Annotated in this window: 21 protein-coding genes and 1 pseudogene; 9 read left to right on the forward strand and 13 right to left on the reverse strand. The window is 41.0% G+C overall.

Translation table 11 applies throughout. The annotated features are described in order from the left end of the window. Positions 1 to 65: 65 nt before the first annotated feature. Genes G1O98_RS11070 through G1O98_RS11080 form a run of 3 tightly spaced genes read left to right on the forward strand, consistent with a single transcriptional unit; the run spans position 66 to position 2,408 of the window. The gene (locus tag G1O98_RS11070; protein ID WP_163928859.1) at positions 66 to 1,868 is read left to right on the forward strand and encodes an ABC transporter ATP-binding protein; all 1,803 of its coding nucleotides are present in this window, start codon (positions 66 to 68) and stop codon (positions 1,866 to 1,868) included. Positions 1,869 to 1,907: 39 nt separating this feature from the next. Then, the gene (locus G1O98_RS11075) at positions 1,908 to 2,162 is read left to right on the forward strand and encodes a TIGR03643 family protein (protein ID WP_163928860.1); all 255 of its coding nucleotides are present in this window, start codon (positions 1,908 to 1,910) and stop codon (positions 2,160 to 2,162) included. Positions 2,163 to 2,177: 15 nt separating this feature from the next. Beyond that, positions 2,178 to 2,408, forward strand: coding sequence for a hypothetical protein (locus G1O98_RS11080; protein WP_243458403.1), 231 nt, complete (start codon positions 2,178 to 2,180; stop codon positions 2,406 to 2,408). A 137-nt stretch (positions 2,409 to 2,545) separates the two neighbouring features. Here G1O98_RS11080 and G1O98_RS11085 read toward each other — a convergent pair whose 3' ends face one another. Continuing rightward, positions 2,546 to 4,537 (reverse strand): AarF/ABC1/UbiB kinase family protein, encoded by a 1,992-nt coding sequence (locus G1O98_RS11085; RefSeq protein ID WP_163928861.1) that lies wholly within the window; start codon positions 4,535 to 4,537, stop codon positions 2,546 to 2,548. A 276-nt stretch (positions 4,538 to 4,813) separates the two neighbouring features. Here G1O98_RS11085 and recN point away from each other — a divergent pair, with 276 nt between their 5' ends. Both recN and G1O98_RS11095 read left to right on the forward strand, forming a co-directional pair. Then, complete coding sequence (gene recN, locus G1O98_RS11090; RefSeq protein WP_163928885.1) at positions 4,814 to 6,562, forward strand: DNA repair protein RecN; 1,749 nt, start codon at positions 4,814 to 4,816, stop codon at positions 6,560 to 6,562. A 693-nt stretch (positions 6,563 to 7,255) separates the two neighbouring features. Next, on the forward strand, positions 7,256 to 7,576 hold the full coding sequence (locus G1O98_RS11095; RefSeq protein ID WP_163928863.1) for a hypothetical protein: 321 nt from the start codon (positions 7,256 to 7,258) through the stop codon (positions 7,574 to 7,576). Positions 7,577 to 7,771: 195 nt separating this feature from the next. On the opposite strand, the gene G1O98_RS11100 is transcribed toward G1O98_RS11095, so the two are convergent. From G1O98_RS11100 to G1O98_RS11155, 12 genes and pseudogenes are all read right to left on the reverse strand, one after another. Then, positions 7,772 to 9,040 (reverse strand): MFS transporter, encoded by a 1,269-nt coding sequence (locus tag G1O98_RS11100; RefSeq protein WP_163928865.1) that lies wholly within the window; start codon positions 9,038 to 9,040, stop codon positions 7,772 to 7,774. Beyond that, positions 9,006 to 9,479: a MarR family transcriptional regulator gene (locus G1O98_RS11105; RefSeq protein ID WP_012410989.1), complete on the reverse strand. Its 474-nt coding sequence runs from the start codon at positions 9,477 to 9,479 to the stop codon at positions 9,006 to 9,008. Before G1O98_RS11105 ends, G1O98_RS11100 begins: the two co-directional genes overlap by 35 nt. A gap of 19 nt (positions 9,480 to 9,498) precedes the next feature. Then, on the reverse strand, positions 9,499 to 10,353 hold the full coding sequence (locus G1O98_RS11110; RefSeq protein ID WP_163928866.1) for an ABC transporter permease: 855 nt from the start codon (positions 10,351 to 10,353) through the stop codon (positions 9,499 to 9,501). Beyond that, positions 10,310 to 11,161 carry an ATP-binding cassette domain-containing protein gene (locus tag G1O98_RS11115; protein ID WP_163928868.1) on the reverse strand — a complete coding sequence of 284 codons (852 nt, stop codon included), beginning with the start codon at positions 11,159 to 11,161 and terminating at the stop codon, positions 10,310 to 10,312. Before G1O98_RS11115 ends, G1O98_RS11110 begins: the two co-directional genes overlap by 44 nt. 245 nt (positions 11,162 to 11,406) lie before the next feature. Further along, positions 11,407 to 11,895 (reverse strand): DUF3368 domain-containing protein, encoded by a 489-nt coding sequence (locus G1O98_RS11120; protein WP_163928870.1) that lies wholly within the window; start codon positions 11,893 to 11,895, stop codon positions 11,407 to 11,409. Further along, positions 11,892 to 12,137: a UPF0175 family protein gene (locus G1O98_RS11125; protein WP_163928872.1), complete on the reverse strand. Its 246-nt coding sequence runs from the start codon at positions 12,135 to 12,137 to the stop codon at positions 11,892 to 11,894. Before G1O98_RS11125 ends, G1O98_RS11120 begins: the two co-directional genes overlap by 4 nt. Before the next feature lie 753 nt (positions 12,138 to 12,890). After that, a complete protein-coding gene (locus G1O98_RS11130; RefSeq protein ID WP_163928873.1) occupies positions 12,891 to 13,115 on the reverse strand; it encodes a hypothetical protein in 225 nt (74 codons plus the stop codon). A gap of 143 nt (positions 13,116 to 13,258) precedes the next feature. Then, positions 13,259 to 13,431 (reverse strand): annotated as a pseudogene (locus G1O98_RS11135) (ISKra4 family transposase); the annotation flags it as partial. Between the two features lie 295 nt (positions 13,432 to 13,726). Beyond that, positions 13,727 to 14,413 carry an SAM-dependent methyltransferase gene (locus G1O98_RS11140; protein WP_163928875.1) on the reverse strand — a complete coding sequence of 229 codons (687 nt, stop codon included), beginning with the start codon at positions 14,411 to 14,413 and terminating at the stop codon, positions 13,727 to 13,729. Between the two features lie 46 nt (positions 14,414 to 14,459). Continuing rightward, positions 14,460 to 15,005, reverse strand: coding sequence for a dual specificity protein phosphatase family protein (locus G1O98_RS11145; RefSeq protein ID WP_163928877.1), 546 nt, complete (start codon positions 15,003 to 15,005; stop codon positions 14,460 to 14,462). Positions 15,006 to 15,133: 128 nt separating this feature from the next. Continuing rightward, positions 15,134 to 17,185, reverse strand: a complete 2,052-nt coding sequence (locus G1O98_RS11150) for a 5'-nucleotidase C-terminal domain-containing protein (protein ID WP_163928879.1) — start codon at positions 17,183 to 17,185, stop codon at positions 15,134 to 15,136. 63 nt (positions 17,186 to 17,248) lie between these two features. Next, positions 17,249 to 18,322 carry a sulfonate ABC transporter substrate-binding protein gene (locus G1O98_RS11155; protein ID WP_163928881.1) on the reverse strand — a complete coding sequence of 358 codons (1,074 nt, stop codon included), beginning with the start codon at positions 18,320 to 18,322 and terminating at the stop codon, positions 17,249 to 17,251. Between the two features lie 211 nt (positions 18,323 to 18,533). Between G1O98_RS11155 and G1O98_RS11160 the strand changes: the two genes are divergently transcribed. The 4 genes from G1O98_RS11160 to G1O98_RS11175 all read left to right on the forward strand — a co-directional run. Next, positions 18,534 to 19,256 carry a class I SAM-dependent methyltransferase gene (locus G1O98_RS11160; protein WP_163928882.1) on the forward strand — a complete coding sequence of 241 codons (723 nt, stop codon included), beginning with the start codon at positions 18,534 to 18,536 and terminating at the stop codon, positions 19,254 to 19,256. A gap of 374 nt (positions 19,257 to 19,630) precedes the next feature. Next, positions 19,631 to 19,990: a VOC family protein gene (locus G1O98_RS11165; RefSeq protein ID WP_114085223.1), complete on the forward strand. Its 360-nt coding sequence runs from the start codon at positions 19,631 to 19,633 to the stop codon at positions 19,988 to 19,990. A gap of 1,299 nt (positions 19,991 to 21,289) precedes the next feature. Then, positions 21,290 to 22,744: a glycoside hydrolase 100 family protein gene (locus G1O98_RS11170; RefSeq protein ID WP_163928886.1), complete on the forward strand. Its 1,455-nt coding sequence runs from the start codon at positions 21,290 to 21,292 to the stop codon at positions 22,742 to 22,744. A gap of 88 nt (positions 22,745 to 22,832) precedes the next feature. Continuing rightward, the coding region (locus G1O98_RS11175; RefSeq protein WP_275941772.1) for a transcription antitermination factor NusB at positions 22,833 to 23,244 on the forward strand (412 nt) is incomplete at its 3' end.

Here is a 23,244-nt window from a genome sequence, read left to right on the forward strand (position 1 = left end):
CTAACGCGTAGCGTCTCAAAGAGAAGTCGAAGTCCAAAATCCAAAATTTAAAATCTAAAATTGCTATGAGAGGCACTATTCCCGTTGTTGCATCTGAGCAGGCGAGTAAGCAACTTTCTACCCTGCGGCGCTTTTTGCAATACCTGCTACTTTATCGCAAAGAAATTCCCATCGCCCTGACATTAGTATTTATTGGTGCTGTAACCCAGGCAATTGGGCCATTTTTCCTCGGTTGGTCAATTGATCGCCTAATTGAAAAAGGTAATTTACAGGGACTCCTACTGTTATTAGGTCTACTAGCCCTAAACTACGGACTTGGCATTTTAGCAATCCGGGGTCAAATTATTCGAGTCGGCTGGATTATGCAGCGATTGCTGGCTCAACTGAGGCAAGATATTTTTCTCAAAATCCAAAGTCTGCCCCTCAGCTTTTTCGATCGCAGCGAAGCGGGCGATTTAATGAGCCGTCTGCTGAATGATGTCAATACTGTCAATCAGGCATTTGGACTGACGATCGCCCAAATGCTGGGCAACATTTTCAGTTTAGTCGGTATCATCATTGCGATGCTCTCAATCAACCTGCAACTTGGCTTATTGAGCAACCTGGTTGTGCCACTGATGATTTTTACCACAAGTTTGTTTGCACGTTGGGCAAGAGCCAGGTTTCGCGTTACCCGACAGACGATTGGGGAGCTTTCCGCCAAGTTGGAAGAAGATATTGGCAGTGTCAGAGAAGCACAGGCATTTAATCGGGTACAGACAAACATCGCCCAATTTGACGTTCTTAACGCTGCTAATCGTGATGCCAACGTCGAAGCTGTAGCAATTACTTCGGCCTTTTTGCCCTCCATCGATTTTCTCAATACACTTGCAACCGCAGGTGTACTGGCTTATGGTGGCTATCTTGCCGTCACTGGGGCTGTAACAGTGGGTGTGGTGACATCGTTTTTACTTTACGTCCAGCAGTTCTTCCGCCCGATCCAGATTCTCAGCCAGTTTTACACCCAAGCTCAATCTGCCTTCGCCGGGTTAGAGCGAATCTTTCTATTACTAGATGAACCATCAGAACTCAAAGATGCACCCGATGCGACAGAAATGCCGCCGATTCAGGGGGAAGTGAGATTTGAGAATGTCAAGTTTGGCTATAACCCAGATCAATTGGTTCTTAAAGGGGTGAATTTGCACGCCTATCCAGGGCAGATGATTGCATTAGTCGGGCCGACCGGTTCGGGAAAAAGTACAATTATTAACTTGATTTTGCGCTTCTACGATGTATCTGGTGGTGCAGTAAAAATTGATGATATTGATGTGCGTAGTGTTACCCAAGCAAGTCTGCGCCGTCAAATTGGCATAGTTTTACAAGATAATATTCTGTTCAGTGGTACTGTCGCCGAAAACATTGCCTTTGGCGCTCCTCATACGACCCAAGCTGACATCGAAGCGGCTGCACAACTGGCAAATGTACATGAGTTCATTACCTCACTCCCACAAGGCTATACAACCCAATTGGGTGAACGAGGAGCGCCCCTGAGCCAGGGACAACGACAACTGATCAGTATTGCTCGTGCGGTATTAATTAACCCACGAATTCTGATTCTTGATGAAGCCACCAGCAGCATTGACACGCGCACAGAAGCGCTAGTCCAAAGTGCGATCGCTCGTTTGCTGCAAGGTCGTACCAGTTTCGTAATTGCCCACCGCCTCAGCACAGTTACTCAGGCAGATCAGGTATTAGTAATTCAGCAGGGACAAATTGTAGAGCAAGGTACTCACGCCGAACTCATCAATTGGCAAGGTGTATACGCCAACCTCTATGGTCTACAACTGGGTGCAGCAGCAGACACAACGGTTCTTCAAAACGAAAACTAAAATATATATAGCTCGAATTTATCAATTGTCAGAAAAGAAATGAAGCTACCTAACCTCGATCCAGAAACTATAAATCGCATCATTGAGATGGCATGGGAAGATAGAACATCTTTTGATGCGATTGAGGCTCAGTTTGGACTGCTGGAAAAAGAGGTAATTGCCTTAATGAGGCGTGAAATGAAAGAATCTAGTTTTCAGATGTGGCGAAAGCGAGTTACCAAACGCAATACAAAACATTTATCTAAGCGAGAATTTATTGCAGGTCGGTTTAAATCGCACAATCAAAAAACGTAACTAATTGAAAGTAAAATGACGAAAGTTACGCTCTATATTGCAGCTAGTTTGGATGGCTACATTGCTCACAGCGATGGCGGAATTGATTGGCTATCAATCCTTGACATAGAAGAGGAAGACTACGGTTATGGTGCTTTCTACGAATCCATTGATGCTATTGTTTTGGGCAGCAATACTCATGAAGTAGAACTTAGTTTTGATAAAATCGAAAAAGCCTTAACTGAGCAGTATTGCACTTCGTTCTGAAGTTGAATGCAAAACTAACCAAGAAACCGTTTGCGAAAGTGCAACTAGGGTTTTAGAAAAGCTGGAAGAGTTTGGTTATATAGTTATGAATGTTGATGAATTATGAGTTAAAGGAATTTTTTAACTCATAACTCTTACTACGATGCCAATAATTGCCGAATCAATCTAGCTACAGCTTTTTGCGTGAAGCGGTTGGCAATTTGTTGACCTAAACGTTGTACATCGGAATTTACCAATAACTGAGAAATTTGAGTCGCAAGTTGCAGTGGGTCAAAGCCTCGTGTTTCTCGGAGAATACCTAATATATGTTTGATATGCTCTAAGGTTTGTTGTTGCTCAACTGTCGCTGCTGGAGTTTCATTAACTGCTGTCAATCCAACTCGTTCCCGTAATAGGGAGGTGAAGTTATGCAAAACGTTTTTACTTAAAGCATCGAGTCCATTGACAGATTCATCTACTAGCTTGTCAAGGATGAAAGCACCACGTTCAGATGACAGAAATTCTATTCCCTGATTCAGCACTAAATTGAAGTCGTAGTCTTGACTGTTACGTGCATTACGTAACAAGTTCTCTAAGCGATTCCAGCGAAATCTGCCATCTTTAAATAGCAAATCTTGCAATGATGCTCTTAATTGCGGTGCTTGGTCTGTTAACAGACGTTTAGAAACGTAGGGATAAGCTTCGCTTAGGACTTTAAAGTTGGGATCTATAAATATTGCAATCCCTTCGAGAGTAACAAGGGAACGAATAATTAAGGCGTAGTAGGGCGGTACGCGGAAAGGATACTCATACATCAAAGCCGATAGTTCATCGGTGATGCTTTTAATGTTAAGGTCAGCAACGCTGGCTCCTTGGGCATCAGCAAAGACTCTGGCAAAAGCTGGGATAATTGGTGTTAAATCGGTTTCTGGCGATAAGAAGTCTAATTTAACGTAGTCTTTTGCTAATCCTTCAAAGTCACGGTTGACGACGTGGACGATCGCTTCAATTAAACCATAACGCTGTGGTGGCTTAATTTCGCTCATCATTCCGAAGTCGAGATAAGCCAATTTGCCATCTGGTGTTGCTAATAAATTACCAGGGTGGGGATCGGCGTGGAAAAATCCATGTTCTAGCAACTGGCGCAAGGAACACTGGACACCCACTTCAATGAGATAACGAGCATCTATACCTTGGGCACTAATTTCTTCTGTCTGGGTTAATTTAATACCATTAATCCATTCCATCGTCAAAACGCGACGATTGGTATATTCCCAGTAAATTTTTGGTACGTAGATGTCTTTTATATGACCGTATAACTCGAAAAATCTTTCAGCATTTTCACCCTCGTGAATATAGTCCATCTCTTCAAAGATGCGATCGCCTAATTCATCGAGAATCCCAACTAAATCACTTCTTACCCGTTTGAATGTTTTCTGTACCCAGGCGGCGATGTTACGCAAGATATACAAGTCAATGGTGATCCGCTCTCTTAAGTCGGGGCGTTGGACTTTTACAGCAACTTCTTCACCAGTTTTTAGCTTACCTTTATATACTTGTCCCAAGGAAGCCGCAGCAATTGGCTGGGCCGAGAGTTCGGCGTAAACCTCTTCTGGAGGTGCGCCTAGTTCTTCTTTGATAAACTGGTAAGCAAGTTCGTTAGGAAAAGGTGGTAATTGGTCTTGTAGCTTAGTTAATTCTTCTAGATATACGGTAGGAACGAGATCCGGTCTAGTGGACAAAGCTTGTCCAATTTTGATGTAAGCAGGCCCCAGTTGAGTCAGCAATACTCGAAGCTGAGTAGCTCGGCGGCGGTCATTTTTGACGACAATTCCCCGTTTACTATCCGACCACAACCCAAAAGCAAAGGATAAAGTCGGCCCCAACACGGCGAAAATCCGCCGTAAAACTTGCAGGGGTCTATTTTGATAATGCTCCGCTATGCTCGCGGGATCGTAAAGCGTCTCAGGTTCGGCTGTTGTCCTGATCTTTTGGGCTGCTAAGAGTCTTGGCGAACGCACAACTAAGCTCGGTGTACCATTTTCTTCTGGCACTATATCTATAACGTCCAGTTCACCTCGGCTATCTGTGCCGTTGCGACTGTCCTCCTGAATCGGTCGGGAACTAGGGGGAAGTGTCTTAACAATCATGAAAAAGGCCACCAGTCAGAACGATCACATTAAGTATTGTAACAATATCTTTACGAATTGGGAATTAGAAATGGGGCATTGAGGATTAGAAATTAGCAGGGTTCAACTAATTTTTTCTATTACCCATTATCGATTACCCATTACTCAAAGGTTTGCTACACTTAAACGGGCATACTAGTTCAATAGTATTAGGTATTGCTAGTTGCTGGAAAATCATACTTATTGTCCTGTAAATTAGAAGTACCCGGCATCTGCCCTTATGGAGAATTTGGCTTGATGTTGCTTTGCCTGCGAATTGAAAACTTTGCCTTAATTGACCAACTGGAATTGGAATTTGGCGCGGGACTAAATGTGCTGACAGGTGAAACCGGCGCTGGAAAATCGATTATTTTGGATGCCATTGATGCCGCTTTAGGCGGTAAAGTCTCTAGTCGAGTCATTCGCACAGGGACAAGTCGAGCGATGGTAGAAGCAACTTTTACCTCAAATGCCCCCCTAGCCGCTTGGTTGACTGAACAAGAAATAGATTTGCTTGATGAAAACTCCGTAGTTATTAGCCGAGAAATCACAGCCACTGCTACTAATATCCGCAGTCGATCGCGGGTGAATGGTGTGTTGGTAAATCGGCAAATCATGGCAGGAATACGCGATCGCTTGGTGGAAATCACCGCCCAAGGTCAAACTGTACAAGTGGGACAATCTGCACAAGTCCGCGACTGGTTAGATTTGTATGGCGGTGATTCTCTAATGCAACAGCGTCATAAAGTCGCCACGAGCTTCAGTACTTACCAACAGGCGCATTTAGCTCTAGAAAAACGCCGGACATCAGAACGGGAACGGTTGCAACAACTCGACTTGCTCACTTATCAAGTGCAAGAACTGGGAGCAGCTAATCTTAGCGAACCTAATGAATTGGAACAGTTGGGACAAGAACGGGAACGTCTGAATCATGTCGTCGATTTGCAACAGATGAGTTACAAGGTTTATCAAGCTTTGTATCAAAACGATCATGAAACCCCAGCCGCAGGAGATTTACTGGGAGATAGTGAGGCGATATTAAATGACATGGTGGAATACGATACCCAACTACAACATCTGTTGGAGTTGGTTAGGGACGCGCAAGCTGCGGTAATGGAAGTGGGAAGGCAAATTAATGCTTATGGGGATGGTTTGGAAGCCGATCCGCAGCGCTTGGAAGAGGTGGAAGAACGGATTCAGGAATTAAAGCAAATTTGCCGCAAATATGGGCCGACACTTACAGAAGCGATCGCTTATTACCAACGTATCCAAGCAGAATTAGCCCAACTTAACGACAGCGAACAATCTATCGAAAGTCTAGAACAGCAAGAAAAGGCGTGTTTTGAGAAACTTACCCAAGCAAGTAATCAGTTAACTCAATTGCGGAGTAAGGCGGCTGCTAATTTAGAATCACGTTTAGTAGCTGAACTCAAGCCTTTAGCGATGGAAAAGGTGAAGTTTCTGGTTGAGATAGTACCTGCTTTCCCCACTGTTATGGGAGCAGATAAAATAACCTTTACATTTAGTTCTAACCCTGGAGAACCACTGCAACCTTTAACGGAAGTTGCCTCTGGCGGGGAAATGAGCCGCTTTTTACTAGCGCTGAAAGCTTGTTTTTCTCAGGTTGATGTGGCTGGGACAATGGTTTTTGATGAAATTGATGTCGGGGTTTCGGGAAGAGTCGCCCAAGCGATCGCGGAAAAATTACACCAGCTAAGTCAACGCAATCAGGTATTATGTGTTACCCACCAGCCTTTAGTTGCGGCAATGGCCGATCAGCATTTTCGCGTCGATAAGCAAACTATCAATCAAGGCAAAGGTAAAAAAGCTAACAATGAGAACGCTGAACAGCGTACCGTTGTTAGAGTTACGACCTTGGATAATTTAACCAGTCGCCGGGAAGAATTAGCGCAGTTAGCTGGTGGTAAATCTGCAAGTGATGCGATCGCTTTTGCTGAATCTCTTTTACTACAAGCTGCTAACCACCGTCAAAAAATTAAAAATTAAAGATAAATCACTGGTCTGTCAACTTAGTTTTGAGCGTTAAAGGAACGAACCACAAAGAACGCATTCGCGTAGCGTCTCGTAGAGAAGATAAGGAAAAGGAAAATAAGAGAAATTGAAAACATAAAAACCTTAACCTGTGTAGGTTGGGGAGCCACTGCGTTGGGTGGGTTTCCCGAAGCTACGCTCTTAGCGTTCCCGCAGGGTAGCAAGTGGTGTTTGAGGAACGTAACCCAAGACAAGCGTTCATTGTTGGGTTTCACTTCCCTACGGAACGCTACGCGAACGTTCAACCTAAGCGTATTGGGATATGACCATCTAGAGGGATTTGTTAACCTAGTATACGGTTCGTTTAAAAAGATGTGTAGGGACAATTTGTCAAGTCTCATGCATACCAATTTAAATAAGTTTAACCTGCAAATTGCAGTAGAAAAAGTATCTAAATATTTGACATAAGCATCTAAAGATTTTTCATTGTAAAAATAACTTAATTTTTATATATTTTTTCAAGTAACTAGCGTTAATTAAAGGTTTTTTGGAAAGTAAATTTTATGAAACCACTATACAATACATTCCAAAAATATCAAGATTAGCAATTAAAAAAACAAAACAAAAGTTACTAAGAAAGCTTAATTATGCTTCCTTAGTATTTCTTGATTACACAAAATTTATCTACTAATAGGAGGATTGACTCTCATGGCATTTGATGCAAATTCCTTTCCTGTTAACGCCTTGGATAGTCTTTATCCTGGCAACCTCAGCGATCCGTTTGCACCTGGAGGAGCATTCGGCATACCAACGGCTGCTAGCTTCGACCTTGCTGAGTATGGTATTCCAACTGATGGCAACTTTAATTTGGGTAGCTTTGGCATTCCAAGTGAGGGCGGCTTTAATTTGGGTAATTTTGGTATTCCAAGTGAAGGCGGCTTTAATTTGGGTAGTTTTGGTATTCCAACTGATGGCATTATCCCAAATTTTGGTGCTAATGCGGGCGGGGGAAGTTTCCCAATTTTTTAGTAGCAATTCTATAACTTTTAGGGCAAATTGAAGTTAGATATAATCTCAAAAATTTGAGTTTTTCTATCTTTTAATTACGCAAGCTGCAACTTTCGCTAAACAAAAATCCCACTCTATGCAAAAGCTACGAGATTGTGATTCTTATCTTTTGCTGCGGTGGGACAAATATTATCTATGAAAAATAGATAAGTATTTCTATTTATACTCTTGCAAAGCTCCTAACTTACGAATTCCTGGCCAAATCATTGCCGTAGCAATTACCACCACAATTGTGCCAATTCCACCACCCACAACGGAAATCACCGGGCCAAATAAAGCAGCAGTCAAGCCGGACTCAAAGCCCCCCAACTCATTGGAGGCACTAATAAACACGCTATTAATAGCAGCAACTCGACCACGCAAATGATCGGGTGTTCTGATTTGAACCAATGTATGGCGAATCACAACGCTAATACTATCCAGTGCGCCACCAAGAATCAGCATTAACATAGACAGCCAAAAGGAACGGGAAAGTCCAAAGATAATTGTGACAACCCCAAAGCCAACCACTGACCACAATAAGGCCGGGCCTGCTTTGCGTAACGGCGGTAAATACGCCAGAGTAATGGCCATAGTCAAAGCACCGATGGAGTGGGCTGCTTGTAGATATCCCAACTCCACTGGCCCCACGTGTAAAATATCTTTGGCAAAGATGGGTAACAATGCGATCGCACCACCCAACAATACTGCAAACATATCTAATGTAATCGCTGCTAAAATCAACTGATTCTGCCAAACAAATTTAGCACCAGCTGCAAGTGCTTTAAATGAAATTGGTTCGGTTGAGCGAATACTTTTTTGCTGTTTGATCGCCAGCGTTAAAATAAAACACAGTAAAGCTGCGATCGCTGCTAACACATAAACCCCTGTAGCACTTCCTAGTAGCGCAATCCCAAATCCCCCCAAGGCTGGGCCGATGACTGCGGCTAACTGAAAGCTACTACTATTCCAGGTGGCTGCATTAGTAAACGCACTGACAGGTATTAATTGCCACATTAGAGCATCACTGGCAGGTTTGAGGAATGCCCTCGCTACACCTGTTAATACTAAGCAGGCGTAAATTAGGAAAATTGCACCTTGAGTATAGGAAAGTACTGCTAAAGCTAGGGAGCAGAGAGCTAGCAGCATTACCGAGAGTAACATGGTTACTTTGCGATCGCGGCGATCGGCAACATCTCCGGCAATTAAGGTGAGAATAATCATTGGTAGAACTTGCGCCAGTCCTACACCACCTAAAGCGATCGCTGAGTTAGTCCGCTCATAGAGTTCCCAGCCAATCGCTACAGTTTGCATTTGCGACCCCACAAACAGCACCAGCCGTCCAATGGTAAATAGCCGATAGTCTCGAAACTTAAAGGCTGCAAAGGGATCGTGTTGTGCAACCTCAAAGTTATGGGGCTTTGAGTTCTGTTTTCTCGAAGACATTTTTTAGTAGAGTTAAGCCTTCTTCAATATTGGAAATTTGGTCTTCTGAAAGACCTTTCAGCAAGTCGGTAATATGAGCGCGAGTTTGATCTTGGGATTGCTTGAGATGGTGTTTTCCATCTTCAGTTAAATTAAGCAGCACCCGCCGCCGCTCTTGAGGATGAGCAATCCGTTTCACGAAGTCGCGTTGTACCAAGCGTTCTATGGTTGCTGATGCCGTGGCAGAGGTAACACCTAAATGCTCTGCCAGATCAGATAATGAAGCACCAGGATTACGGTTGATAAATGCTAGCGATCGCAACTGAGGTATAGATAAAAAAGCGGCACTATGGGCACGCATATCCGCTCGGATAAACCGCATCACTAATGGAACTGTTTCCATTACTCTAGCGGCACATTCTTCGGAAGTTGCACCTTGATTAGGTTTATCCAAGGTCATGGGCTTGTTGTTCTCCTAGTTACATGGCCACCCGTGGATAAAGTTTTCCACCAAGAATGGCCAAAATTATTAATGTTAATAAGAGAATTGTACAATCCAGACCAAAGCCATAGATGCTAGTGCCATTCAACAGCATGGTGCTACGTAACCCGTCAACCAGATAAGTCAACGGATTTAAATGGGAAATGAACTTTAACCAACTGGGCATCAAAGAAATCGGATAGATGGCATTGCTCGCAAAAAATAACGGCATGGTTAACAATTGTCCAATACCCGTCATCCTTTCTCGGCTTTTCACCAAACAGCCAATAATTAATGAGAAAATACAAAAGGAAGCCGCCCCCAGTATGACTAGCAACAGTACTTGGAGAATAGCTAGGGGATGAAGATTTAGTTTGACACCTAATAAAAATGCTAATCCGTAAATGAATATTACCTGAGATAAGCACCTCACTCCACACGCCAGGGCTTTGCCCAACACCATCGCCACGCGAGGCGTAGGACTAGCTAAAAATTTATGGACAATGCCTAAATCTCGCTCCCAGATTAGCGTCATTCCACCACTAAAAATTGCCACGAACAGAATACTCTGAGCCAAGATGCCGGCAGAAATAAAGTCTAAATAGGGTAAGTTCCCTGTAGGAATCGCGCGAGTCCGGGAGAAAACTTGCCCAAAAATTAGGAGCCATAATGCTGGTTGCACAGCCCGAACAACTAAATCAGTGGGATCGTGGCGGAGTTTACGTATTTCTAATTCTGCGATCGCCAGGGTTTTCGTAACTAGCTCTTTAATTGCAGAGATCAAATTTACTCGGACAGTGGGTGGTGCTTTAACCCAACCGTTGAGCAGTACGTCTGGTTCTTGCTGTGTCACGGTAGTTGACTCCTGATGTTAACTGGTCGCCTGTATAGTGAATAAAGACATCATCCAAAGTTGCATTTGGGTTATTTAAAGAAGCTTTTAAGTCCCTTGGTGTACCTGTAGTAACGACTTCACCTTGCTGCATAATCGCCACTCGGTTACATAAGCTATCCGCTTCTTCTAAAAAGTGGGTTGTTAAAAATATAGTTGTGCCGTAATCAGCACAGAGTTGTAGTACAAGCTGCCATACTTGAGTTCGAGCGATGGGATCTAGCCCGACAGTCGGCTCATCAAGAAACAGAATTTGGGGTTGATGGAGAACTGATATGCCAATTTCCAGCTTGCGGATCATCCCACCAGAGTAGTTTCGTACCAAGCGTTTCGCCGCATCTTGCAAACCCATGTATTCTAGAATTTCATAGATGCGGCGATCGCGTCCTTTGGCAGGTATTCCATACAGCTTGGCGAAGATTAAGAGATTTTCGTAACCGGTCAGACTACCATCAGCAGAGAGCGCCTGGGGTACATAGCCGATAGCCCGTCTCACAGGATTGGGTTGACGAGCCACATCATAGCCAGCTAAGGTTGCTTTCCCTGCACTGATAGGCAGTAAGGTTGTCAACATCTTAAGAACTGTACTTTTCCCTGCACCATTGGGGCCAAGCAGTCCAAATACTTCGCCCTGTTCCACAGATATGCTCAGGTTATTAACTGCGGTTAACTTTCCAAAACTGCGTGTAAGTCCCTGAGTTTGCAGAATTAGCGGTTTTGGTTCGCTAGGAGGTTGCGATCGATTTATCTTTCCCGTCAGTATTGTCACAAGTTTGATGCACTTCTATTAATTAGTAAATCTAACTATTAGCTTCTCAATAGATTTACTAGAAGTCAATAGACTTCTGGCATAAAGTTGAATCAGAGTAAAAAAAAACTCAGTAGGGTGGCGGCGAGGTTATTGATAGGGGAAGTATCACTGACAAATTAACCGCAAACACTTGCTAGGGATGGTTAATAGGTAAAAATTTTCAGAATGCCTACTGCTGCCCAGCTAGAGAGTCTATGCCGCATTTAATTTTCATCAACAAGCTGCAAAACCCTCTTGTATAAAGGTTCCGCAACCCAGAATCCTGCTTGGTTAATCAAAGCATCTAACAAAGGTTTCACAGCAGAAATCAGCCTTTGACTTTTAGCTTCAACCAAGATTCCTAAAATCCCTGTGTAACGAAGATTTAGACTAGCTGCAACCATACGACCACGACGTTCATCAATCAAAACTTGATCTGCTTTCATTTCTAGTGCTAAAGCGATGGCTTCAGCTTCACCAATATCCAGTTCATTGCTGAGTGCTTCAACCAATGTTCGATCTTGAACTGGACAAGTTTGAATCCAAATAAAAGTTTGAACTTCAATTGCACCTGCCACTGGAAAGTTGGGATCAGTCAGTTCTCGGTAGACAGCTTCAGGAATTAGGACTGTTCCGTAAAGCTGTTGTAGTAAATGAAGATGGTTAATGGCGGCGAAGTTATTAATGGGTGAAGTATCACTGACAATGATCACAGTCTACCCATCGCCCGCAAGTTTTCTATATCTTGGTCAAAATCTTCGACCCCATAATGCACTGAAATTTGACGACTTGCGAGTAGATGCTGAAATGCTATACGATTCATACCTGCAAACCGACTAGCTTGAGCTAGGGTTAACTTTTCTTTTTGAAAGAGCATCACTGCAATTTCCTGCTTCATTTCGCCTTCAGTCATCCGAGTTGCGGTTAATATTTCATTAGGAATGACGACGTTCATAATTATAATCCTCTCTATCACTACTATTCTAAGCAGCTTGGGCATCGCCAAGTGATAATCAGGTAAATAAACCGAACCGTATCCTTTTTATAAATCTTGTTCATGTCATAATGTAACGCTTTGTTCTGGTTTGGGAACCCTAAGAATAATACTTGAGTACTGAATACAGTCTACATGGCAATAAAGGATGTTCTTGCAAGTGACTATTAAGAGTATTCAGCAAGGATTAAAAGACTTTGAAGCGGGTAGATTCCGTTCATTTGATGATTTTGCTGACGAGCAGCATCGCAAGTATAATCTGCTAGCCGATTCATGAAATATCACATTGATATTCTAGTGTTGCTCAAGCAGAGCATATTAAACATATACCAACAAAGCGATCGCATCTAGTGGTTTTGAGAGCGATCGCCTTGCCAAAATTTTCTTTAATTATTTGATTTATATTTTTAAATATCCTCAGATTAATAAAAAGCGTTGAGTTGCATATCTAATTTTAGTCCAGATTTAGCTCATGTCTATCTGTAAAAAATTACCCATTTCCCTTTACTCAATCTCATCGCCTAGTAAAAAAAGTGGATGCTAATGATAGCTTCCACTTTTCTCTTTCATTTCATTAATTTCATGATTTTGGAAAACATACATTACAGACTAATACAATTCTCTCAAAAAATAATTGATATTGAGTGAATTATATCAATATTGTTCCTATATGAATTCCAAAGCTTTACCTATGCTATTTCTAGTCATGGCTTACTATTGGTCAAGCCTAAAACCTAAAACTAGGATGGGAATTTGATCCCCATCAGCAGTGGTCAGATTCCCGGTTATTCTAATATCAGGATTACCTTGCATATCACGATTACCTTGCATATCACGATTACGTCGCCTTCTTGAAAATAATTGTCCTCCAGACAGATGTTGCTGTTGGTCTGAAGGTATCTCCACAAATAACTCTTGTTGTTTGGCTATAATTGACATAATTACCTCACTTACGTACATAGGTATTGAATACCTATATGATTCTTTATAAGGATATTTATTTGAAATTAAATTATCCAAAAGTAATAATTTTGAAACCTATGTATACCTTGATTTTTTCATCTAAAAGCATTAGGGCGCATCTAGCGCTTAGGGGATGGCAAAGTAGAATCTGGAAATAAGTTATCAAAAGCGTCCATTCACCCAAGCCAGTCGTAAATATAATAAATGATTAAAACCGGACTCACTCCACCACATTCCAACACCTTTAAATCTTGGCGTTCATCAACCATTTACAAGCCCTTTCAACTCATCCCACTTCCCAACAGCAAATTCTACTCAGTAGAACATTAACTAGTGTGGGTATCTGTTGTAACGTTCAGGAAGTGACTCTGCAAGAGTATCGCTCATCGCAGCAAAGTATACTGACTATGAATGCAACTTGGTAACAGCGACACTGTTGTCCATTCCTGGTAGAAATGCCACACAATAACGCTGATTGTAGTGATCGGTGCGATCGCATTAAAAATTATTCAATCATTGAGCGCTTGTAAAAAAATCCTTCTTGGTAATCAGAATGTAATTACTGAAAATTATGAATTATAAATTTTCTAAACATCTCTGGTTATCTTCAACATTTTATTTCCACCAGGCTGTAGCTCATATTCAACATTTTCAATATCGATCTTGTAACCCATTGAAGTGTAATATTTTACTATTTCATCTAAATGTTGAGAATGTTTCCACATTAAAGTTATCAGGGGAAATATTCTGATTTCTTTAGCAATACGTAGCATCTCGCCTACAGAATTTAGGTGAAAGTTGTAATCTAGATGGTCTGAATATAAAAACAATAAATGTGAACACAGGGCTATATCAAACTCTTGATCTTTAAATTCTAATTTTGGAAATTCATCAACTATATATCTGTTGCTTTTTTTGCCATTTTCATAATCAGAGAGAAATTCTTTAATAACTTTGACTCGATTGTGTCGCAAATCATCTGGAGATTTATGATAGCTCCATACCCAATCTTTCGATGTAGCCTTGACTTGGCTAATAATGTTATCTACCACTTCATTAAATCGTTGCAATATCTCATCACCAGAAAATTGGTATAGTGGATCAACAGAAACTACACTTTTACCCTGACGTGTCATTTCTGCATTAAAGCTTGCCGGGCCATCCCCAATTCCAAGGATTTTTTTATTTAAATCTGCGTCTGTTAAATTGAATATTTTTATATATTCATCCATTGATCTCCCAAAAGGAACTACTTTATCTAAAACCATTGCCATAGAATTTACCTCGCCAAGAGACTGATTAAACAGGTTGATAGCAAAATCAAAAAACTTTATGTATTGCTAGACGGCAATCATTTAGAAGCAATTCAAGTTCTTTTACAACTTTCAACGGATTTCTACCTATAAATACAGCAGCTAATGCAGCTTCATAAGGATTTCTACCTGTTTTCTTGACAGCAGCGATTGCAGCTTGATTTGATAATCCTCGGACACTAACTAGCCATGCCGCTAATACATGTCCAGTACGTCCAACTCCACCAGAACAATGTACAACGACTTTCTCATTTTGTTTATCTGCTTCTATTAAGAAAGGAAGTATTTTTTGTGTGAGGGTTTCTAAATCAGATAGATGGAAATCTACAATTGGTGCCCAACATACTAGCTGATTACCAAATTCCTGTTTGTAGCTATCCAGAAGATTAGAATAATAAGCTAGCTGTTGATTGGGAAGAAGGCAACAAACTCGCTTAATATCTTGGCACTTCATGAATTCTATCCAATCCTGAACCTTATTGTTAGTGTATCCAGGTCGCGCAGCACCAAATACTATTTGCTCGTTCTCCCAAGCCGGGGCAAACTTATACATCTTTAAGCGGGTAATATTGTCGTTGAAATCAGGCAATAGACAATAGGCATAAGGGTTTTAGCCTAGTTCATTTTTATTTACATAGTTTGATTTTATTGTGTCAACTTACTTGTATTAGGCACAAATAATTAATTTGATAACACCACATCTTTACGCAATTTGAGATTTTGAATGCGAGTATCTTCTGCGGGTGGCACATCCCCTTGAGAAAAGGGAATCTGCTTAAAGTTAGCAGCTAGATATTCGGCTAATGTATCTTGCTCGGAACCATCAGCAGCAAAGGTGGCTAAACCTGTGCGTTTGTTCTTATCAGCATCTTTTGATATCAAATCAACCCGTTCTGTTTTCGGAAAAGGATAGCCATCGCCACCAGTTGCAAGGAAATTGAGGGTAACAGTGCGGAAGATCCGATGAGGATCACCCACTAACTCGGCATTTTTAACTACTACATCAATAATTTTGCCCTTCTCATCCTTGATAGCAAGGGATTTGACGCGCTTACCTGCTGGCAAATCTGGGTCAAAGCTAAAGGTTAATCCCGCTACTTGGGGAAAACTGCCAGGGGTAGCGCTGGGTGCGATCGCTGCTACGCTATGTTCAATGACCGCTAGTAGTTCTTTTGCACTCAGAGTAACTAAAGTCAAGCCATTGTTGAATCGTAGCGCATTGGTGATATCAAGTTGGGAAATTTCTTTTGCTTTCTTACCTGCTACAGGATTTGCTTGAGGTGGTAGTTTGATAACATCTTGTGAGCGAGTCGAACCAGGGGGAAAGGTGTAGATACCGATATTGTCACGGATACCACCGCCATTTTTGATGGAAATGACTGTTTTAGGATCGTATCGTTTAGCGATCGCTAAATTAGCTTCGGCTGTCAAATTCCCTAAATTGGTTTCTTGTGTGCGGACATCACCGCGCCAGCCATTGAGGAAGACGTTGGTTTTCCCAAAAATTTTACCATCTTGGGCAATAATCACTTTTTGAAGTGCCTCTGTAATGGCGACAATTTTAGGATCGGGTTTCCCGCCGACAGTTGCTACACCTTTAGAATCAGTCGCATAAGCACCACTGATTTTGGAGTCAATATTAAACGGAATAATCACTCCATTGGCATCAAAGTTAACTACTAGACGACCAACATAACGATAGTTTCCATCGGTATTAACTACGGCTATCGGATTACCATCTGCTGCTTTTGTGAGGATTGGATAAGTTCCAGCAGATTTATCACCGACTCGTAGACGGTCTGTTTTGTCGGCTAGTAAGGTATTAGAACCACCAGCAACAACAATATCTACTCCTTTGAGTAATTTTGCTAGCTTTTGCTCAATAGCAATTTGCTGCATGTGCGCCAACAGAATAACTTTATTAATATCTGGATTTTTTGTCAGCAGTGCATCGACAGAAGTTTGAATTTCAGCAGCTAAGGCGGCGATGTCTGCGGCATTACGATCGTTAAATGCTTTAGGCAACACAGTCACATTACCGGGAGAAGAAATCGTCCGCAGAGTGGGAGTTGTCGCGCCAATTACACCAATCTTTTCACCATTGAGGGTAATGATGGTACTACGGGCAATTTTATTAGGAATTTTACTTGCCTCTTGTCCATCAGCAGTAACTAATTTTGCTAGGTCTTTATCAGTGCTGAAGTCTAGATTCGTGCTGAGATACGGAAAATTTGTACCTGGGTAATCTTTTTTAGCACCGAGTAAATCGGCAACAACACCTGTACCTAAGTCAAATTCGTGATTACCAAAGGCGATCGCACCAAACCCTAAAGCATTTAAAATTAAAATATCTCCTCTTCCCTGTCCACCAAAAACTGTATCACTAGCAAATAAGAAGGGACTGGGAATATAGGCATCTCCAGATGAAAGGATTAAGGTATTAGGATAATCAGGCTTACCGTCACGATTAGCATCCTGATTTTTGAGTGCATTCAACACTGCCGAAAAGTTTGGTGCATCCTTCAGTGCTGGAACACCAGGTTCTTGATCGGAAGTATGTAGAAGTTGCAGTGTGAATCCCGATTTAGGTGTTGTTCTGACTTGCGCTACACCAATACTAGTTCCCAGAGAGAATAATATACCAAATATAACTAACGAACTTAACTGGTTAGTACTTAAAATTAGGCTATTAAGCTTACCGAAAAATCTATTTTTGGAATTTAACAAAGGCATAATAACTTTTCAACGTGTTACGTTAACTTGTAACATTATTCGGAACTCAAAAATCATTATTTATTAATTATTCACTTTTCCTTGCCAAACAATTTCCTTAACTTTGATTTCTTTCGGGATCAACTTAATTTTGTAGAAGGTATCTGCAATCTCTTGTTGTTTAGTAATCACTTCATCTGTGAGCGGAAGTACATCATATTCACGTCGCTTTTCTGCTATTTCCAATACAGGAGCATCTATACCCAAAGCAGGGGAAAGAAGTTTAGCAACTTCACTAGGATTATTCTTTGCCCAGCCACTAACTTTTTTCACCCTATCTAAAACTATTTTCAAAACATCAGGTTTGGCATTAACAAAAGATTTTGCAGCTAGATAATAACCACGATTGGGAGCTAATTCCGTTGCGTCTGTTAAAATACGTGCGCCTGTTGCTGCTTCTGCTGCGGCTAAATATGGGTCCCAAATTGCCCAAGCATCAACCTTTTTTCCTTCAAAGGCAGCACGAGCATCGGCAGGTGGGAGAGTTGCTGGCTGGATTTCACTGTACTGTACCCCTGCTTTTTCGAGCGCTTTCACCAATAGGTAGTTAGCATTAGAACCTTTGGCAAAAGCAACTTTTTTGCCCTTGAGTTCAGCCACACTTTTAATAGGTGAATCCTTGGGTACTACAATGGCTTCGGCTTTCGGACTCCAAGGATCATAGGCAACATAAATTAGAGGAATACCCCCAGCTTGGGCAAATATTGGTGGTGATTCTCCGGTATAGCCAAAATCAATGCTACCTGCATTCAATGCTTCTAGCATTGGAGGCCCAGCCGGAAATTCTGACCAAGTTACGGAAGATCCTGAAGTTGCAAAGGCTTTTTCTAATTCTCCTCTCGCTTTCAGTGCATAGAGGACAGTTGACGCTTTCTGGTAGCCTATACGAATTGTAGTGCCGCTAGCTACAGCACTGGGGCTAGCGGTTTGAGTTGTTCCATTGTTACTTGCGCTTGGAGAGCAAGCAGAGATAGCCAAAGTTAAGCTAAGTCCCAATGCAAATAATAGGGAAAAGGTGTGGATTCTTTGCTGTTTGAACCTTTGGAGGAAGGCAAAAGCCATACCCAAAAATCGACTTGAAGAGAACTTAGTAAACATCTTCATTCTGCTTTCAGGGGTAAATAAATATCAGATTGCAGCTACTTAACGGTGAATCTACGATAAGTTTATTGATTCACCGTATTATTATGTAATGATAAAAATACCACATAATTACAGATGAAATGCAAGTTTATTCATTGAAGAAAAAAATCTTACTGAAAGTCATAGCAATGTCAAATATAAATTCAATCGGATCAGAAAGGACGCGATGACAGATAATATTCTTCAACAACAGATTGAGTACTATCGCGCTAGAGCCAATGAATATGATGAGTGGTTCTATAGGAAAGGACGCTACGATCGCAGTCCCGAAATAAACCAGCGCTGGTTTAATGAAGTAGTTGTGATAAAAAATACATTACACCAAATTGGTTTGATGGATGATATTTTGGAGTTAGCATCTGGAACAGGTATCTGGACGCAGGAGCTTTTAAGAATCGGTAAAAAGATTACTGCGATCGATGCCTCTGAAGAAATGATTGCAATTAATCGCTCGAAGTTGAATTCACTGAGTGTTGAATATCACCTAATTGATTTATTTACTTGGCAACCTGACACTGAATATGATTTGGTGTTTTTCGCCTTTTGGCTATCTCATGTGCCACCAAAATTACTCGATTCTTTTTTGACGAAAGTCTACCAATCTGTTCGCCTTGGTGGGGAAGTATTTATCATTGACTCTTCCTTTGAACCTACATCCACAGCTAACAATCATATCCTTGAAGACGACGGAAACATATATAAAACCCGTAAATTAAATAATGGTCAAGAATTTCAGATTGTCAAAATTTTTTATCAGCCGGATGAACTTAAGGATAAGCTAAAAAAAGCAGGCTTTCAGGCTGAGGTAAAAGTGACAGATAATTATTTTATCTACGCACAGGGAAAAAAATTTGAAACAATTCGTAATTCAGAATCTGTAATTATTTAAACTACACCTGATGTATTACTAATTAAATACTATGGGAATATCAGACATATTTTTTCTTGCAGAGACATTAATTCAAGATGGCATCAGAAAACATCTCCTGCTATTTTCTCTGACATACTCCTAAAACTAGGTACTGTTGCAAAATCTATGTATATATATTGGTTATAGCTATACAGATGACTTATGTGGGGCTAAAGGAGTAGAAATGAAATGTATTTTGATTGACTGCAAACAACATTATCAAGAGCTATATGAACAGAGAATTGAAGACCTTTTCAAGTTGAAGATAGACTATATTCTTGATCAATCTTAGTTAACTATGATTGCTGAGTAAGCAAAATAAAATCCATTAGCTGCCTAATAGATAGTTTGCAATGCAAATTCTTAAAGTATTAACCAGAGTCTATCTTAGTCCGGTAGACTTGGATGAGGCGATCGCTTTCTATGAAAACCTTTTTACAGAAAAATGTTGGTTGTGGTTTCAATATTCCGAGTCTGAGTTGGAACTCGCAAGTGTGGGTTCTATTCTTTTAATTGCTGGTTCGGCAGAAGCACTCTCTCCATTCAAGAGTACACACGCAACATTTCTTGTGGACTCACTCAATGATTTTAAAGAAGCACTTATTCAGCAGGGTGCTGTGATTCTGGCGGAACCGAACAAAGTTACCACTGGAGCGAATATGCGAGCGATGCATCCTGATGGAACCATTATTGAGTATCTTGAGTTTGGATAATGGAATGGAAGGTTTCTAGTTGATGTGATTGGTTTTTCTGGTGTACTGACTTAAGGGCAGATAATAGAGTTTTATCTGTCAGCATTAGTCCCAATGGTAAGATCCTTGCAAGTGCTAGGGACAATCAAACGATTAGGTTTGGGATTTAAAAACTTGGGAACAGTGCTATATTCTCACTGAAGATTTGGCAGTTGTGAATACAGTTGTTATTAGTCTTAACAGTCAAACTCTTATTAGTGGTAGTACAGACTCCACAATAAAGCTGCGGAATCTCCAAACCGGAGAATTACTCAATGCTCTGCTTAGGCATTCAGCAACAGAGATAGTATTATCAAACTTTGGAACCTCCATACCGAGAAATACTACAAAATATTTCTGGGTGTAGTCCTGTTGCTAAGACGCTGCTAAGTGGCGATAATTGCAGGAACATTAAGATTTGGAGTCAAATACAAAGCTTTGATAAATTTACTCTTGACACCGTATTATCTGGGGAACGGTGGGAAATATTAGGTGTAGATCAGAGTTATAATGTCAACTTTGTTAAACTTGCGTATCGTCGATTAGCAAGACAATATCATTTTGATATCAACAGTTCTGCATCGCAAAACCTTTAATGCAAGCAATTAATCAAGCTTTTGATACTTTCAGGTCTAAAGATGCTGAGATTATTTAATCAACGAGCCAAGCTACTCCGTGTCTTTACACCTCTCTGTGAGACTTGATTACTATTCTTAGGCTTACTTTTATAAACACCCCATGTCATCTGCCAGTGGGGTAAAAAATTTAACCCTTCAGAAGTATTGACATTTGAAATTTTTCAAGAATTCATCTTGCATATTCTGAAAAAAAGTTATAAATTATTATCTTATAGGGGAATAATCTGACCTCTTAGTGTCAAAAACTAATCCTGCTCAAGTAAATATACTGCAACCAGTTTTAACTTCACACAAACCATAAGCAGCGCTGAAGATATATTTTTGTTTGGTAAACCAAAGCTTCTGGACATGAAACAGAACAATAAATAATCTAAAAATATATCTTGTGTGACTGTTTGAAGAATTATATTACTACTCTGGGTGAATAAAAACAACTATAATTCACCAATGCAGTAATCGATTATAGGGCAATTAACTAATAATAATGCTGTAAAAATTTCAGCAGATTTATTTCTTGTTAGTTGATTAACTTTCTCCAATTATGCTATTCAAAGAATCGTTTTTGTTATGCTGAGAATAGCAAAAATAAGGAATGAAGACGCATCTACCACAAATTCACAACCCGAATGGAGTTATTCTGGCGATGCACTTAAACGAATTGGAAACTACTGAAAATTTAAAAGAAGTAGAAGAAGCGTGGCTAACACTAGAAAAATCAATTCTCTATTATCAAGGCCGCCCCGTTGGTACTGTAGCCGCTTATGATGCATCTGTAGAGGCTCTCAATTATGACCAGTGCTTTGTTCGGGATTTTGTCTCTTCAGCTCTAATTTTTCTGATCAAAGGTAGAACAGATATTGTTCGCAATTTCTTAGAAGAAACCTTAAAGTTACAGCCTAAAGAAAAGGCATTAGATGCCTATAAGCCTGGACGAGGATTAATACCAGCTAGCTTCAAAGTTGTATCAGACAATGGGCAAGAATATTTAGAGGCTGATTTTGGTGAACATGCGATCGCTAGAGTTACACCTGTTGATTCTTGCCTATGGTGGATTATTTTGTTACGTGCCTATGTAGTCGCCACTAAAGATTTTTCTCTAGCTTATCAACCTGAATTCCAAAATGGCATCAGGTTAATTATGGAAATCTGCTTGGCGAATCGCTTTGATATGTACCCAACGCTATTGGTTCCAGATGGTGCTTGTATGATTGACCGTCGTATGGGCATTTATGGGCATCCTTTAGAATTGCAAGTTCTTTTTTACACGGCATTGCGTGCATCTCGTGAACTGCTAATTTGTCAAGGGAATTCCGATATTGTTGCAGCCATTGATAACAGGTTGCCTCTTTTATGCGCTCATATTCGCCAGCATTATTGGATAGATATTAATCGCCTGAATGAAATTTATCGCTTCAAAAGTGAAGAATATGGTAAAGGTGCTGTAAATTTGTTCAACATATATGTAGATTCTGTTCCCTATTATGAATTAGATAAGTGGTTGCCAAAAAAAGGTGGCTATCTAGCGGGTAATGTCGGGCCGTCGCAGCTAGATACTCGCTTCTTTTCACTCGGAAACTTAATGGCGATTATTTCAGACTTAGCCACCGAAGAACAATCACAAGCAATTATGACTCTCATTGAGGAACGATGGGATGATTTGGTGGGAGATATGCCGATGAAAATTTGTTTCCCAGCTTTAGAACATGAAGAATACAGAATTGTAACTGGATGTGACCCCAAAAATATCCCTTGGTCGTATCATAATGCTGGTAGTTGGCCAGTTTTAATGTGGATGTTGGCAGCTGCGGCTGTGAAAACTAACAAAATAAGTCTTGCACAAAAGGCTATTCAAACTGCCCAAGGACGGCTCAGTACAGATCAATGGCCAGAATATTACGACGGTAAGAAAGGGCGACTGATTGGGAAACAAGCTAGGAAATATCAAACTTGGACAATTACTGGATTCTTATTGGCAAAAGAACTGATGGCAAACCCCACTTATTTGCCACTAATCAGCTTTGGTAAATTACCAGCAGAACAGGTTTCTAGAGCATGTGAGTTTGAAATCGCTAGTGTAGACCCGTATATGCCTAGATAGGGAAGTTAGGAGAGACGCGATTAATAGCGTCTGTACAGGAGTTGGGAGTTAGAATACAAAAGCCTCCTGACTCCTGATTCATGTTTCCATGACAAACCCCCGTCAACTAGCTTTTATCGCCCTGCGAGATGTTCATAAGGGGGCTTATGCTGATGTTGCCCTAGATAGAGTACTGCAAAAAGTTAATTTGCCCGATCACGATCGCCGCTTGGTCACAGAATTGGTTTATGGGAGCGTCAGAAGGCAGCGCACTCTTGATACTCTCATAGATCAATTCGCCAAAAAGAAATCTCACCAACAACCACAAGACCTCCGCACCATCTTACACTTGGGTTTCTACCAGCTGCGCTATCAAGAGCGTATTCCCGCCTCTGCTGCTGTTAATACCACTGTCCAACTCGCTAAAGAAAACGGTTTTTCTGGACTTACGGGTTTTGTTAACGGTCTATTACGCCAGTATCTTAGAAAAGCAGGGGAGCAAGGGGGCAGAGGGGCAGAGG

The organism is Nostoc sp. UIC 10630, from assembly GCF_010747425.1.
Taxonomy (GTDB): Bacteria; Cyanobacteriota; Cyanobacteriia; order Cyanobacteriales; family Nostocaceae; genus Nostoc.